Annotated in this window: 17 protein-coding genes; 11 read left to right on the top strand and 6 right to left on the bottom strand. The window is 68.6% G+C overall.

The features are described from left to right. Positions 1–7 precede the first annotated feature (7 nt). Positions 8–682, bottom strand: a complete 675-nt coding sequence (locus K309_RS0104705; protein WP_029045342.1) for a response regulator — start codon at positions 680–682, stop codon at positions 8–10. Between the two features lie 350 nt (positions 683–1032). Here K309_RS0104705 and K309_RS0104700 point away from each other — a divergent pair, with 350 nt between their 5' ends. From K309_RS0104700 to xth, 4 genes are all read left to right on the top strand, one after another. Then, entirely contained in the window at positions 1033–1518 is a 486-nt protein-coding gene (locus K309_RS0104700) for a hypothetical protein (RefSeq protein ID WP_029045341.1), read from the top strand. Further along, positions 1515–1910 carry a hypothetical protein gene (locus K309_RS0104695; RefSeq protein ID WP_029045340.1) on the top strand — a complete coding sequence of 132 codons (396 nt, stop codon included), beginning with the start codon at positions 1515–1517 and terminating at the stop codon, positions 1908–1910. Before K309_RS0104700 ends, K309_RS0104695 begins: the two co-directional genes overlap by 4 nt. Before the next feature lie 226 nt (positions 1911–2136). Beyond that, complete coding sequence (locus K309_RS0104690; protein ID WP_029045339.1) at positions 2137–3291, top strand: BON domain-containing protein; 1155 nt, start codon at positions 2137–2139, stop codon at positions 3289–3291. 99 nt (positions 3292–3390) lie between these two features. After that, positions 3391–4200 (top strand): exodeoxyribonuclease III, encoded by an 810-nt coding sequence (gene xth / locus K309_RS0104685; protein ID WP_029045338.1) that lies wholly within the window; start codon positions 3391–3393, stop codon positions 4198–4200. Positions 4201–4213: 13 nt separating this feature from the next. Here the strand turns inward: xth and K309_RS0104680 are convergent, their stop codons facing one another. Further along, positions 4214–5137, bottom strand: coding sequence for a LysR substrate-binding domain-containing protein (locus tag K309_RS0104680; protein WP_029045337.1), 924 nt, complete (start codon positions 5135–5137; stop codon positions 4214–4216). A gap of 153 nt (positions 5138–5290) precedes the next feature. Here K309_RS0104680 and K309_RS0104675 point away from each other — a divergent pair, with 153 nt between their 5' ends. Together K309_RS0104675 and K309_RS0104670 are read left to right on the top strand one after the other, a co-directional pair. Beyond that, complete coding sequence (locus K309_RS0104675; protein WP_029045336.1) at positions 5291–6790, top strand: amidase; 1500 nt, start codon at positions 5291–5293, stop codon at positions 6788–6790. Positions 6791–6893: 103 nt separating this feature from the next. Next, positions 6894–7880 (top strand): Bug family tripartite tricarboxylate transporter substrate binding protein, encoded by a 987-nt coding sequence (locus K309_RS0104670; protein ID WP_029045335.1) that lies wholly within the window; start codon positions 6894–6896, stop codon positions 7878–7880. A 37-nt stretch (positions 7881–7917) separates the two neighbouring features. Here K309_RS0104670 and K309_RS0104665 read toward each other — a convergent pair whose 3' ends face one another. Further along, the gene (locus K309_RS0104665) at positions 7918–8694 is read right to left on the bottom strand and encodes an NAD(P)H-dependent oxidoreductase (RefSeq protein WP_029045334.1); all 777 of its coding nucleotides are present in this window, start codon (positions 8692–8694) and stop codon (positions 7918–7920) included. 98 nt (positions 8695–8792) lie between these two features. Here K309_RS0104665 and K309_RS0104660 point away from each other — a divergent pair, with 98 nt between their 5' ends. Next, positions 8793–9686, top strand: coding sequence for a LysR family transcriptional regulator (locus K309_RS0104660; protein WP_029045333.1), 894 nt, complete (start codon positions 8793–8795; stop codon positions 9684–9686). A gap of 120 nt (positions 9687–9806) precedes the next feature. Next, complete coding sequence (locus K309_RS0104655) at positions 9807–10202, top strand: nuclear transport factor 2 family protein (RefSeq protein WP_029045332.1); 396 nt, start codon at positions 9807–9809, stop codon at positions 10200–10202. Between the two features lie 25 nt (positions 10203–10227). On the opposite strand, the gene K309_RS0104650 is transcribed toward K309_RS0104655, so the two are convergent. Then, positions 10228–10656, bottom strand: a complete 429-nt coding sequence (locus K309_RS0104650) for a RidA family protein (RefSeq protein WP_051320341.1) — start codon at positions 10654–10656, stop codon at positions 10228–10230. A 126-nt stretch (positions 10657–10782) separates the two neighbouring features. Between K309_RS0104650 and soxR the strand changes: the two genes are divergently transcribed. After that, positions 10783–11313 (top strand): redox-sensitive transcriptional activator SoxR, encoded by a 531-nt coding sequence (soxR, locus tag K309_RS35965; RefSeq protein ID WP_035876793.1) that lies wholly within the window; start codon positions 10783–10785, stop codon positions 11311–11313. Positions 11314–11322: 9 nt separating this feature from the next. Here soxR and K309_RS0104640 read toward each other — a convergent pair whose 3' ends face one another. Continuing rightward, entirely contained in the window at positions 11323–11724 is a 402-nt protein-coding gene (locus tag K309_RS0104640; protein ID WP_029045330.1) for a c-type cytochrome, read from the bottom strand. A gap of 186 nt (positions 11725–11910) precedes the next feature. On the opposite strand from K309_RS0104640, the gene K309_RS41555 reads away from it, so the two are divergent. Both K309_RS41555 and K309_RS0104630 read left to right on the top strand, forming a co-directional pair. Further along, complete coding sequence (locus K309_RS41555) at positions 11911–12306, top strand: hypothetical protein (protein ID WP_029045329.1); 396 nt, start codon at positions 11911–11913, stop codon at positions 12304–12306. Between the two features lie 121 nt (positions 12307–12427). After that, entirely contained in the window at positions 12428–13090 is a 663-nt protein-coding gene (locus K309_RS0104630) for a DsbA family oxidoreductase (RefSeq protein ID WP_029045328.1), read from the top strand. 30 nt (positions 13091–13120) lie between these two features. On the opposite strand, the gene K309_RS0104625 is transcribed toward K309_RS0104630, so the two are convergent. Continuing rightward, positions 13121–14263, bottom strand: a complete 1143-nt coding sequence (locus K309_RS0104625) for a 3-deoxy-7-phosphoheptulonate synthase (protein WP_029045327.1) — start codon at positions 14261–14263, stop codon at positions 13121–13123. Between the last annotated feature and the right edge of the window lie 438 nt (positions 14264–14701).

Here is a 14701-nt window from a genome sequence, read left to right as displayed (position 1 = left end):
CGGGACGCTACAGGGACTTGAGCAGGCCGAGCTTGGCGGCCTCGAACACGGCTTCGCCTCGCGAGCGCACCGCCAGCTTGCCGTAGATGTTCTTGATATGCGATTGCACGGTATGCACGCTCAGCCCGACATAGCGCGCGGTCTCGGCATAGGTGTAGCCGCGCGAGATCAGGTCGAGGATCTCGCTCTCGCGCGCGGACAGCGCCACGCTGCGCTGGGCGGCGTTATCGCGGCCTGCGGCCTCGGCGGGCTCGCCGCGCAGGCGGTTGACCACCTGGCGCGCGATCAGCGGGCTCATCGGCGAGCCGCCGGCGCGCAGTTCGCCGATCGAAGCGGCGATGCGGTCGGTGGTCTCGTCCTTGAGCAGGTAGCCGATGGCGCCGGCTTCGATGCTGGCCAGCACGTGCTGGTCGTCGCCGAACACCGTGACCACCATGCATTCGCACGCGGGATAACGTTCGCGCGCCTGGCGTATCACGGCAATGCCGCTGCCGTCCGGCAGGCCCAGGTCGCACAGCAGCACGTCGGGCTGGTGCAGCGCCAGCCAGGCAAGCGCGTCGGCGACGCTGCCGGCGCGGCCGGTCACGGTGCTGAAGGGCGCATGCATCTCGACGGCCTGCACCAGGCGGCTCTGCGCCGCCGGGTCATCTTCGACGATCAGGACTCTGGTTGTGCTTGTCATGCCAGTGTGGTTGCGGGGCCTGGCCGTTGCGCCGGCGCGACGGGTTGCCGGCGGATTCTGACATATCCCCCGGAGTCGCGGGCGTGGCACGGGCCGGTTTTCAGGGTAAACACAAGCGCCGCCGCGGCGTGCCTGCACCAGCCCTATCCATGGCACAGCCGCCGTCGCTTGCCCATCCCATGTTTCAGGGAGGCGCCGCCGCGCACGCGCTCCTATCATCGCCGCAAATGAGCCGCAAATGAGCCGCAAGAGCGGCGCAAACGGACGCGGCAGACATCGGGAAATCGGGGAAGGAACCGTGGACAAGCAAAAAGCCGGCACACCGGCAACACGGGGAGCCGCCAGGGCACATGCCATGGGCGGCAGGGAAGGCGGGGGAACCCGCGGGCACCATCCCGGCAGCCGCCACGACGCGGCGGCTTGCCGGGATGGCCGCTTGCGGGCTGGCACTGATGCTGCCAGCGTTGCTCGCTGGCTGTCTAGCCACGGCGCCTAACGCCGCCGGCGTGGCCGCCACCGACCTGGACGCGGGCCGCAAGGGCCCGGTCTCCGGCGTCGGCCCGGAAGGCCACGACATCGTCTCGATGTCCGACCTGATGATGCGCGACATCCTGGCCCAGGCACGTTTCGCACCGGGACCGGACGGCAAGCGCCCGCGCATCGCGCTGGACAGCGCCTACTTCGTCAGCGACAGCGCCCAGCCGATGGACCGGCAACTGATCGTCGACCGGCTGCGCATCAACCTCGACCGCGCCGCGCAGGCGCGCATCCAGTTCATCAGCGTTCGAGCTGGTGGAAGTCGAGACCGGCGAAGTGGTCTGGAGCGGCATCTATGAATTCCAGCGCGCGGCCGCCGATGACGTCGTCTATCGCTGAAGCGGCTCGGCGCCGCCGCAGTGCCGCCGTCTTGCTGGCCGCGACCGTGCTCGCGCTGGCCGGCTGCGCCGCCACGCCTGCCGCCTATACCGGCTGCATGCCATGGCATCAGCAGCAGGAACACCCGGCGTTGGCGGTGTCGTTCCTGTCGCCAGAACTCGCGGACATGGTCGGCGTGCGGCAGGTCGGCACCGCCCGCACCGGCAGCGGGCTGAGCGCCGTGCACGCCGCCTTCCACAACTGCACCGATACCGACGTGGTGCTGCTGGTGCGAACGCGCTTCGGCAACGCGGTACAGCCGGGGCCGGCCGAGCTGCGCAATGCGTTGCTGGCGCTGCCTTTCGTACGCTAGTCCGCACGCCGCGCTGTTGTGGCCATCGAGGCATTTGTCCCGCTTCCGCACCCTGCATCCCTTACAAGGTCTGCAAGGCTTGCATGGCCCGCGGCGTCACCTGCGCCGCAGGCGCGCGGCTGCCGCACGGTACGAATCTTGCCGTTTCCTGATTACCCGTCAGCGGACCTGCGGGCACCTTTGTGCCTGTCCGTATATGGCGTCATTCACATATCAGGAAACCAGCATGAGCTACTACTACGACGAACGCGAACGCCGCCAGGCGTGGGACGACGACGACTGGCAACCGGAATCCGAACGCGACCGCTGGCAAACGCAGCGCCGTCGCCAGCAGCTGACGCCGGGCCAGACCAGCTACGGTGGCCCGGCGCGCCAGGCCGGCGGCTACAGTGACGAGTACGGCGCCCGCCGGTATCCGGAACGGCCGACGCAAGGTGAGTACGGCGGCGGCGGCGATTACCGCAGTGATTACCGCAGCGGTTACGGCAGCGGTTACCGCAGTGACTACGGCAGCCGCAGCCAGCAGCGCTACCGCGGTGGCCAGGACTATCGAGGCCAACAGGACTATGAGGGCTCTCAGGGCTCTCAGCGCTACCAGGGCGATGAAGGACGCCAGTATGAGCGCGACCAGGACGAAGAGCGCTATCGCCGCCGCGCCGGCAGCAGCCTGCGCTACGGCCTGAACGGTGGCTATGGCTGGGAACGCGCCGGCGAATGGCGCGATCCGCAAGCCTGGCAGCGCGATGACGACCACGCCGAAGGCCAGTGGCGCGAAAGCGTCGAACGCGCGCGCGACCCATATGAGTCGGCGCGCGCGCGCAACCGCGACGCCTACTTCCGCGACCTGCGCAGCGACACCCGCTACTGGACCGAGGACCGCGACGAGCGCGAGGACGAGCAGCGGTACGGCCAGCGCTACAGCCGCGAGGCGGCACGGCAGCGTGGCTGGGAAACCGATGACCGGGAAGACTATCGCGACGATGACCGCGAAGACCGTGGCGTGCTCTACAACCTCGGCCGCCGCATCGGCGAAGCGGTCGGCGACCTGTTCGGCACCGACCAGCGCGAGCACGAGCGCAAGGCTGGCCCGCGCGGCTACCAGCGCAGCGATGACCGCATCCGCGACCAGATCTGCGAGCGGCTCAGCTATGCGCGCGGCGTCGACGTCAGCGATGTCAGCGTCGACGTCAAGGAAGGCGTGGTGTCGCTGACAGGTTCTGTGCGCGAGCGCGGCCAGAAGTACTACATTGAGGACCTGGCCGACGGCACCTACGGCGTGAAGGAAGTCAACAACGACATCCGGGTGCGGCGCGAGGACCACGGCACCAGCGCCGGCAGCACGGGCACGTCCGAGGCGACCGGCAGCACGTGGCGCGCGTGAGGTGCGGCAGCAGCGCGCCGGCGTAGCGCCGGCGCGCGCCGCAGATGCCCCCGGCCGGCACTTGTGCCGGCCGGCCTCGTTCCAACGCGCAAGGTGCCCATGCCCGCCATCAAGATCGCCACGTTCAACATCAACGGCATCCGCAGCCGGATCGGCGCGCTGCGCCACTGGCTGGAGCGCGAGGCGCCCGACGTGGCCTGCCTGCAGGAACTGAAGACCGCCGACGAGAGCTTTCCCGCGCGCGAACTGCGCGAGGCCGGCTACGGCGCCGTCTGGCACGGCCAGAAGTCATGGAACGGCGTTGCCATCCTGGCGCGCGGCGCCGAGCCGGTGGAAGTGCGCCGTGGCCTGCCCGGCGATCCCGACGACAGCCACAGCCGCTACCTGGAGGCAGCCGTGCACGGGATCCTGGTTGGCTGCCTGTACCTGCCCAACGGCAATCCGCAGCCCGGGCCCAGGTTCGACTACAAGCTGGCCTGGTTCGCGCGGCTGATCGACCATGCGCAGACGCTGTTCGACAGCGGCCACCCGGTGGTGCTGGCGGGCGACTACAACGTGGTCCCCACCGACGTAGACATCTACAACCCGCGCTCGTGGCGCAAGGACGCGCTGCTGCAGCCGGAAAGCCGCGAGGCCTACGCACGCCTGCTGGCGCAAGGCTGGACCGATGCGTTACGCACGCACTATGGCGAGGAACGCATCTACACCTTCTGGGACTACTTCCGCCAGCACTGGCAGACCAACTCCGGGCTGCGCATCGACCACCTGCTGCTGAGCGCGGACCTGGCCCCGCGGCTGCGCGATGCGGGCGTCGACACCTGGGTCCGCGGCGAGGATCACCCCAGCGACCATGCACCGGCGTGGGTGGTGCTGAATCGGCCCGCCGCCCGGCGCAAGCGCCCGGCATAGGCCAGCTTAGGATTCAGGCCGCCGCGCCCATCTCGGCCGCAAGGCGCTCCCGGGCGAAGCCCAGGAAGGCGCGCACGCCCTCGGGCAACGTGCGGCCAGCCAGCGTCTGCAATTCGACCGCACGGCTGCGCATGCCGCGCTCGCGGATGGCCGCGGCATGCAGTTCGCCGCGCCGCAGGCGGTCGCCTACGGTCACCGCGCCCGAGATCGACAGCCCGCCGCCGTGCAGCACGAAGCTGGTCAGCGTCTCGAAGTGGTTGGTCACCAGCACCGGCTCGAACACGATGCCGCGCTCGCCGCAGGCAATGTCGAACAGCTGGCGCACGGTGTTGTCGCCTTCCGGCAGCGCCAGCGGGTACGGCTGCATCTGCGCCAGCGTGATGCTGCGAAAGCGCGCCAGCGGGTGGTCGGGCGGCATGATGGCGATGACCGGCGCGGGCTGGCGATGCTCGATGCGGATGCCTTGCTCGGCCGCGCGGCTGTAGGTGATGCCGATGTCCGCGTCGCCATGCAGCACGATGCCGGTCACCTCCGCCGGCGCCGCCACGCGCACATGGAATTGCAGCCCCGGATAGCGCTGGCGGAACTCGGCAATGATGCGCGGCAGGAACTCGATGGCAAACCCGGCGGAACTGGCCACGCGCACGCGGCCACGGCGCAGTCCCTGCAGCGCGGCGATCTCCGCCACCACGCGGTCCGCTTCCAGGGCGCCGCGCAGCGCATAAGCGGCGAGCAGTTCGCCGGCCGCGCTGGCGACCATGCCGCGCGGGCGCCGGTCGAACAGCGGCACGCCCAGCAGCGCCTCCAGTGCCGCCACCTGACGGCTCACCGCCGACACGGTCACGCTCAGGCGCTGCGCCGCCTCGGTCAGCGAGCCGCTGCGCACTACCTCCAGGAAGTAGCGCAGCGAAGTGTCCTGCAGGCGGTGCGACAGCATGGGGCGGCTCCCTGGATTGCGGCGGTGCAGCGCTCCGCTGCTTTGCGTTTTACGCAAGGATATTTGAAAAAATCATCGATTGCGTAAAGCCCCGCCGCGCCCGTATGCTTTTTCCCGACACCACAGGAGACACCGGGAGAACCCATGGCGAATATGCCTTCCACCGCGCCTTCCACAACGCCTTCCACCGTGCTTTCCACCGACCCGATCACCGAACTCGATGCCGTCGCCCTGTCGCGCGCCATCCATGCCCGCGCGGTCTCCTGCGTGGAGGTGCTGGAGGCCTTCCTCGGCCAGGTCGACCGCCACAACCCGCGCGTCAATGCCATCGTCGCGCCGGCCGACCGCGATGCGGTGCGCGCCCAGGCGCAAGCGCTCGACACCGAACTGGCGCGCGGCCACAGCCGCGGCCCGCTGCACGGCTTTCCGCAAGCGCCCAAGGACATCAGCCCGGCGGCGGGCATGGTCACCACCAAGGGCTCGCCGATCTTTGCCGGGCAGGTCAGCCAGAGCGATGCGGCAATCTTCGAGCGCATGCGCGCCGCGGGCTCGGTCTTTATCGGCCGCACCAACTCCCCTGAGTTCGGCCTGGGCGGCCATACCTACAACCCCGTCTACGGCACCACCCGCAATGCCTTCGACCCGGCGCGCTCGGCTGGCGGCAGCTCCGGCGGCGCCGCGGTGGCCGTGGCGCTGCACATGCTGCCGGTGGCGGATGGATCGGACATGATGGGCTCGCTGCGCACGCCCGCGGCGTTCAACCAGGTGTACGGGCTGCGCACCTCGGTCGGCTGCGTGCCGCACGGCCCCGCCGACGAGGTCTTCTTCCAGCAGTTCAGCGTGGCCGGGCCGATGGCGCGCAACGTGCCCGACCTGGCGCTGCTGCTGTCGGTGCAGGCCGGCTTCGATGCGCGCATGCCGCTGACGCGCCGCGCCGAAGCGCCCGGCTCCTTCACGCTGCCGCCCGCGCGCGACTGGAAAGGTGTGCGCGTGGGCTGGCTTGGCGACCTGGGCGGCCACTTGCCGACCGAGCCCGGCGTGCTCGAAACCTGCGAGCAGGCGCTGGACCACTTTCGCGCGCTCGGCTGCGACGTCGACGCCGCACTGCCGGATTTCGAGCTGGAGCGCCTGTGGCATGCGTGGATAGACCTGCGCAGCTTCTCGGTGGCAGGCGCGAATGCCGCGCTGTACCGCGACCCGGCCACGCGCGCATTGCTCAAGCCCGAGGCAGCCTGGGAAATCGAGCGCGGCCTGGCGCTTCCCGGCACGCGCGTCTATGAAGCCCTGTGCGAGCGCAGCGCGTGGTACCAGGCGCTGCGCGTGCTGTTCGAGCGCTTCGACTACCTCGTGCTGCCGGCCGCGCAGGTGTTCCCGTTCGACGCCGGATGGGACTGGCCGCGCACCGTCGGCGGCCGCGACATGGACACCTACCACCGCTGGATGCAGGTCGTGGTGCCGGCCACCATGGCCGGGCTGCCGGCGCTGGCCGCGCCCGCCGGCTTTGGCCCGCAGGGGCTGCAGGGGCTGCCCGCGGGCATCCAGATCATCGGGCCGGCGCAGGCCGACGCGGCGGTGCTGCAGCTGGGCCACGCCTACGACCAGGCCGGCGGCTTCTCGCGCGTGCGCAGCCCGTGGCTGGACCAGGCCACCTGATACGGCACTCACGAGCAACCACAACGACACCACGCGGCCCGATCCGGTTCGGGCCGGCGCCCCACGCTTCGCTTTTCCATAACTGCCGGCAGGAGTGATCCCGATGACCGCAATGCCCCCGAAGCTGTTCCTCGCCTGTGCCGCATTCAGCGCGGCAATGGCCACGGCGCCTGCCATGGCGCAAGCGCCGGCCTGGCCCGAGCGCCCGCTGCGGCTGGTGGTGCCGTTCGCCGCCGGCGGCGCCACCGACCTCCTGGGCCGGCTGCTCGCCGTCGGCCTGGGCGAAAAGCTGGGCCAGCCGGTGGTGGTCGAGAACAAGCCCGGCGCCAGCACGGTGGTCGGCGCCAACCAGGTCGCCAAGGCCGCGCCCGACGGCTACACCCTGCTGCTGGCGGCCAGCACCACGCTGACGCTGAACCCGGCGATCCGGCAGCACCTGGGTTACGACCCGATCAAGAGCTTCACGCCGCTGGGCCTGGTCGCCGACATGAGCCTTGTGCTGGTTGCCAATCCCGATGCGCAGGTCAACTCGCTGAAAGACCTGGTGACGCAGGCCAAAGCCCATCCCGACAAGTTCTCCTATGGCTCGTTCGGCACGGGTTCGTCGGTGCATTTCGGCGGCGAGATGCTCAAGTCCGCCACCGGCATCCGCATGGTCCACGTGCCCTTCAATGGCAGCGCGCCGAGCCTGACCGCGCTCACCGGCGGGCAGGTGCAGGTGGCGGTCGATACCGTGGTGGCCAGCCTGCCGCTGATCAAGGGCGGCAAGATCCGGCCGGTGGCGGTGCTGTCGCCGCAGCGGCTGCCGGCGCTGCCGCAGGTGCCAACGGTGGCGGAAAGCGGCTACCCCGGCTTCCAGATGGGCACGTGGTTCGCGCTGCTGGCGCCGGCGGGACTGCCCGCTCCGGTGCAGCAGAAGCTGGAGAAGGCGCTAGCCGAAGTCGCCAATGCGCCCGCCACGCGCGCGCGCATGGTCGAGCTGGCGCTGACGCCGGCCTACGGCAATGGCGCCGCGGTGCGGGCGCGGGTCGAGAAGGAGCTGCCGGAGATGCGCGCGGTGGCAGCGCGCGCGGATATCCGCGCGGAATGATGGAGGCAGGCGCCTGCCTGCCGTTGCAGCGCGCGGCTTATGCGACGTGCGCGGCAAATCCTGCCAGGCCGGGTGCCACGTCTTCGCGCAGCGTCAGCGCCGGAATCCGATAGTCGCCGGCGTTCTGCGGCCGGAACGCAATCGGCGCCGTGGTCGCCAGCGTATCGAGGCGCTGCCCCAGTTCTTCGCGGATCGCGGCGAAGCGCCCGTCATCGACCCGGCTGGTCCGGTACACCACGTACGGCGGCAGCACGTCGAAGCCGGGGTAGTACAGGATGCCGTGCTGGATCGGGAACAGGACGTCGTCGATCGGCCCGTTGATGCCGCGCGCGCTGTAGTGCGATTCCCAGCCGCCTGTGGTGACGACCAGCATGGCGCGCTTGCCGGCGAGCATGCCCTCTCCGTAGCGGTCGCCCCAGCGTTCGTCCGAGTACTCGCCCACGCCGTAGGCGAAGCCATAGGCGTAGACACGCTCGATCCAGCCTTTCAGGATCGCCGGCATCGAGAACCACCACAGCGGGAATTGCAGGATCACCGTATCGGCCCAGCGCAGCTTGTCCTGCTCGCGCGCAATGTCGTCGCTTTGCAGGCCGTTCTCGAACGCATGCTTTGAATCAAGCGACGGATGGAACGGCGCGTCGCCGCGGCGCGCCTTGCTGTCGGCGGCATCGAGCTGGGCTTTCCATTGCATCGCGTACAGGTCGGACACCTGGACCTGGTGGCCGGCATCGCTCAGCCGCTGCACCGCGTAATCGCGGATGGCGCCGTTGAGCGAAGTGGGTTCGGGGTGGGAATAGACAATCAGAACGTTCATGACAGCGGCTTCCTTGCGTAAGCATTGATCAGGGAGAAGCCAGCTTAGGCCGCCGCACGGTATATTGGAAATGAATATCCAATATCACAGGTATTGTCATGACTAATCTCAGGCGGCTCGACCTCAACCTGCTGGTCACGCTGGACGTGCTGCTGTCCGAGCACAACGTGACCCGCGCCGCGCAACGCCTGCACTTCTCGCAGCCATCAGTGAGCGTCCACCTGGCCAAGCTGCGCGACTACTTCGGCGATCCGTTGCTGCTGCCCGGACCGCGCGGCATGCGGCCGACGGCCAAGGCCGAGTCCCTGCGCGAGCCGCTGCGCGAAGCGCTGTCCGCGCTGGAGCACGCGGTGTCGCCCGACAGCCCGTTCGATCCCGCCGCGTCCACGCATACCTGGCGCGTGGCGGCAACCGACTATGGCGAATCAACCATCGTGCTGCCGGCCATGCAGGCGCTGCGCCGCGCTGCGCCAGGCGCGCGGCTGGCGGTGCTGGAGATGGTGCCGTCGCGCATCGCCCGCCAGTGCGAGCAGGGCGAGCTGGACCTGGCTTTCCACACGACCGAAGGCTCACCGCCCGCGTTGCATCGGCGCGCACTGTTCACCGAGCGCTATGTGCTGGCAGGCCGCGCCGGGCATCCGCGGCTGAAGCGGCGGCCGACGCTGGCGCAGTTCTGCGCGCTGGAGCATGTGATGGTGTCGCCCGACGGCGGCGGCTTCTCCGGCGTCACCGACGAGGCGCTGACGCTGGCCGGCATGCAGCGCCGCGTAGTGCTGTCGGTGCCACACTTCCTCTTTGTCACCGCCGTGCTGGCGAGCACCGACCTGGTGGCGATGGTGCCGGAGCGGCTGGTGCGCGATGCGCCGGCACTGCGCGTGGTTGAGCCGCCCGTTGATGTGCCAGGCTACGAGATGTCGATGTTGTGGCATGAGCGCGTGCATCGCGACCCGGCACATCGCTGGCTGCGGGAGCAGATCGTGGCGTCACTGTGACAGGCGTAACTTGACGACGCGACGCGACGACGCCATTTTGCATACAAAACTGGAATACAATCAACGCTTTCAACGTAGCGGCCGGGTGCTTTCCCCGCCGCCTCAGTCTTGGAGGAGACCATGACTTACAGTGCAACCGGCCTGACGTCCCGCCACACGGCCGCGCTGGCCCCGATCGAGGACTACCTGCAGGGCCACGCGACCGGCAACCCCGAGGTGATGCGCCGCGCCTTCCATGCCGACGCCCGCATCGTCTCGTTCCGCGACGGCAAGCTGCATTCGCTGACGGTGGAAGACTTTGTCGCCGCGCGCTGCCCCGGCCATCCGCCGGCCGACGAAGCGCAGCGCCGGCGCTTCATCACCCAGTTCGACGTGGTCGGCAATGCCGGCGAGGCCAAGGTCGTGCTGGAGCATCCGGACGTGGTCTTTACCGACTACATGACGCTGCTGCAGATCGACGGCGCGTGGAAGATCATCAACAAGACCTTCAGCGCGGCGCCGCGCCCGCAGCAGTAACGCACGCGACGGCTGCCCGCGCGGCTCAGCCGGGCAGCACCGCGGTGGCTTCGATCTCGAACAGCATGTTGTCGAGGGCCAGCCGCGGCACCGGGATCAGCGTGCAGGCCGGCGCCGGCCGGTCGCCCCACATCTCGCGCAGCGCGGCGCCGAAGGTGCGCAGGCGGTCGTGCGAGTGGTCGACCACCAGCACCGTGAGCTTGGCGACATCGCCCACGTCGGCGCCCGCGGCCTGCAGCGCAATGCGCAGGTTCTGCATGGCCCGCGCCACCTGCCGCGGGAAATCCGCCGCCAGGCAGCCGGCGGCATCCTCGCCGCCCTGCCCGGCCACAAAGACGATGCGGGCGGGACCTTCCACCACCGCCACGTGCGAATAGCCGTTGGGACGCGGGTCATACAGCGCGGCGGGATTGATCAGGTTCAGCGAAGCATTGGAGCGGGCAAGCGTCAGCATGGTCATCAACTCTGTGTTGAGCGAAGGCGAACAATGGAGCCGCAAGTATCAAACCTCAAGTTAGGTTAAGGTCAAGCGCGGCCATGGTGGTAGCATGGGCATTCCCGCCGCCGCCCGCTACCAGCCATGCCCAAGACTTCCAGACCTGTTCCCCCCGCGCCTGCCACGGCAGATGCGCCGCGCCGGCGCCGGCCAGGACCTGCCGAAGAACTGCTGTCGGTCGGCCAGGTGGCCGAACGCACCGGCATCGCGGTTTCGGCGCTGCATTTTTATGAATCGCGTGGATTGATCGCCAGCACGCGCAGCGGCGGCAACCAGCGCCGCTATGCGCGCGCCGTGCTGCGGCGGCTGGCGGTGATCCGCGTGGCGCAGCGCATGGGGCTGCCGCTGGCGGTGATCGCGGCGGCGATGCAGAAGCTGCCCGACGGGCGCGCGCCGACGGTGGCGGACTGGCGGCGGCTGTCGGCCAGCTGGCGCGATGACCTGGATGAGCGCATCCGCACGCTGACGCTGCTGCGCGACCAGCTCGATGGCTGCATCGGGTGCGGCTGTTTGTCGCTGAAGGCGTGCCCGCTGCGCAATCCGCAGGATGCGCTGGCCGGAGCAGGGCCGGGGCCGCATTTCCCCGGCGAGCAGGGACAGGCGAACGCCTTGTAAGCGAACGCCTTAGCGGAAGGTCTGCAGGTAGCCGAGCAGGTCTTCGATCTGCTTGTCGTTGCCCAGGCCCCAGAACCGCATCTTCGTGCCCGGTACGACCTTGGCCGGAGCACGCAGGAAGGCGCTCAACGTGTCGTGCGACCACACCACCCTGGATGCGCGCATCGCTTCCGAATACTGGAAATCAGTGGTGGTGCCCGCCTGGCGCCCGAAGATGCCGTTCAACTGCGGCCCGAACGCGCCGCGCGCATTGCGGCCAACGTAGTGGCACGACGCACAGCGCGTGGCAAACAGTGCCTTGCCGGCCTGCAGGTCAGGCTCGGCACGCGCCAGGGCGGGGATTGCGGCGAACATCGCGGCGAGGATGGACAAGGCAAGGGCGGACGCTGCGGGCAGGACGGTACGGCGCATGGGCAACACGGGGCAAAGGACTGCGAGGCTGCATGATACAGGGGCGCGGATTGGTGGGCGGCGGCGGGGCGGCGGGGGGTTCGTGGACAGGTTACACCACGTCACACTTGCAACACTTCGAGCGCCCAATATTACGGACCCTGCCCCTACAGTGAGCCCATGTCCAACGCCCCTTGGGAGGCAGCCATGAAACGAATCCTAGCAATGGCAGTAGCAGGCGGTGCATTGCTGGCGGCGAGCGCCGCGGCCCATGCCGGCGTCAGCGTCGGTATCAATATCGGGGCGCCCGCCGTCGTGGTGGCCGAGCCCGCGCCGGTCTACCGCCCGGCCCCCGTCTACGCGCCGGCGCCGGTTGCGTATGCCCCTGCCCCCGTCGCCTATGCCCCGGCGCGCCCGGTGGTGGTCGCCCCGGTGCCGGTGCGCTATCGTCCCGACTATCGCCCCGACTATCGGGCTGACTACCACCCCGGCTATCACCGCGCAGAATACCGTGAGGCTCGCCGCGAATGGCGCGAGCGCGAATGGGCCCGTCGCCATGACGGGCACCACGATCACCGCGGTCCGGGCCGCCACTGGGACTGACGCGCCGCTGCCGGCCGGGCCCGCCAGCCCGGCCGCTGCGCAAAAGACCCTTCCAGCAAAGATCCGCAAGTCAGGCTACCCTGTCGGCCAACATCCCGTTTGAGCCTGCCAGCAAATCGCCATGACCCAACCCCTCAGAATCGACTTCGTCTCCGACATCGCCTGCCCCTGGTGCGCCATTGGCCTGTCTTCGCTCCAGCTGGCGCTGCAGCGGCTGGGCGACCACGTCGACGCCGAGATCGTGCTGCATCCCTTCGAGCTGAACCCCGACATGGGGCCGGAAGGCCAGGCCATCGTCGACTACCTCGGCAAGAAGTATGGCCGCACGCCCGCGCAGATCGCCGAAACCCAGGCCATGATCCGCGAGCGCGGCGCCGGCGTGGGCTTCAGCTTCGGCGAGCGCGCCTTTGTCTACAACACTTTCGACGCCCACCGGCTGCTGTACTGGGCCGGCCTGGAAGGAAAGCAAGTCCCGCTGAAGCTGGCGCTGCTGCGCGCCTACCATACCGATGGCAAGGATCCGGGCAACCATGCCGTGCTGATTGAGGCAGCGGCGTCGGTTGGCCTGGATGCGGTCGCTGCGCGCCAGGTGCTGGAGAGCGGCCAGTACGCCGACGACGTGCGCGACGAAGAGCGCCAGTACCAGCAGATGGGCATCCAGTCGGTGCCGTCGGTGATCTTCAACAACCGCTACCTGGTAACGGGCGGGCAGCCGGTCGAGGCTTTCGAACAGGCGATCCGGGAAATTGTGGCCGAGGCGCAGCAGGCAGGTACGCCGCGCTAAGGCACGGCGCGCAGGCCGGTAGCTTGCAGGCTAAGTATTGCGCTTGAGGCCGCGGCGTTCGTCGACCGCGTCGCTGAGCATTTCCAGCATGGCCAGGGAATCATCCCAGCCGATGCAGGCATCGGTAATACTCTGCCCGTATGTCAAGGTGGACGGGCTATGCTGCCCTGGCGTGAACTTCTGCGCGCCGGCCACCAGATTGCTTTCGACCATGACCCCGAAGACGGACCGGCTGCCGGTACGAATCTGCTGCGCCACATCTCTCGCCACATCGATCTGCCGCTCATGCTGCTTGCTGCTGTTGGCGTGACTGAAATCCACCATCAGCGCGTCGCCCAGCCCTGCCGCCTGCAGCTCCCTGCAGGCCGCCGCCACGGAATCCGCATCGTAGTTGGGGACCTTGCCGCCGCGGAGGATGACGTGGCAGTCCGGATTGCCCTTGGTGTGCACGGTCGCGACCTGGCCGTTCTTGTGCACGCCCAGGAAGTGGTGCGGACGCGATGCGGCCTGGATCGCGTCGATCGCAATCCGGATGTTGCCGTCGGTGCCATTCTTGAAGCCGATCGGCGCTGAACTCCCCGAAGCCAGCTCGCGATGCACCTGGCTTTCCGTGGTGCGGGCGCCGATCGCGCCCCAGCAGATCAGGTCGCCTATGTACTGTGGCGAGATCACGTCCAGCAACTCGCCGGCCGCAGGCAAGCCGAGTCGGTTGATGTCGACCAGCAGGCTGCGCGCAATGCGCAGGCCCTCGTCGATACGATAGCTCTCATCCAGGTATGGGTCATTGATCAGCCCTTTCCAGCCGACCGTGGTTCGGGGCTTCTCGAAATACACGCGCATCACGATCTCAAGCGTCCCGGCATGGCGCTGCCGCTGCGCCAGCAACAGCCGCGCATATTCAAGTGCCGCCTGCGGGTCGTGGATCGAGCAAGGCCCCATGATCACCAGCAGCCGGTCGTCCTGGCCATGCTGGATACGTGCGATGCGCTGGCGCGTCTGCGTGATCAGCGACTCGACGGCCGTGTTCCGGATCGGGAAAAAGCGGATCAGGTGTTCAGGCGGCGGCAGCGGGATGATGTCTTCGACATGGGCGTCGTCAGTCACGCTGGTCCGGTCCGGCGGTGACTGCCATTCATCGGCGATGGTAGACGAAAGCTTGCGGGGTTCGTTCATGGCGAGGTCGACCAGGTTTTGCTAGCAAACGATGGTGCTACACCAATGGCGGGGGCGTCAAGGCAGCGGAAGGCCGGCCTGACTCTGATCCGTGTTAACGGGCACATTGGCCGCGCACTGGATGGCGGGCGGTCGCGTGCGTGACTACGTTGCGCAGCGATGCATTGGCATATCCCTCCTCCGCAATCACCGATGATGCCGCCCTCAGCAACGCCTTGCGCTTCGCTTCCTGATCGCCGTCCGGACGACCCGGGGTTGAGACCTGCTCGCCGTCGCCATCACTGCGCATTGTCCCGACCTGCCCGTTGAGGGTTTCGCTATTGGATGCAGCCTGCGCTAATGGCTTTCACCTAACTCCATCGGGTATATCGCACGCATCCCCTACCTAAGTGGGGAGCAACGGGTCCTGGATCAGAAGCGGTCGTTGGACATCAGTAT

The sequence above is a fragment of the Cupriavidus phytohabitans genome, assembly GCF_000426345.1.
Taxonomy (GTDB): Bacteria; Pseudomonadota; Gammaproteobacteria; order Burkholderiales; family Burkholderiaceae; genus Cupriavidus.
Note: the sequence above shows the minus strand (reverse complement) of the source record. Positions and strands in the feature narration are given on the sequence as shown.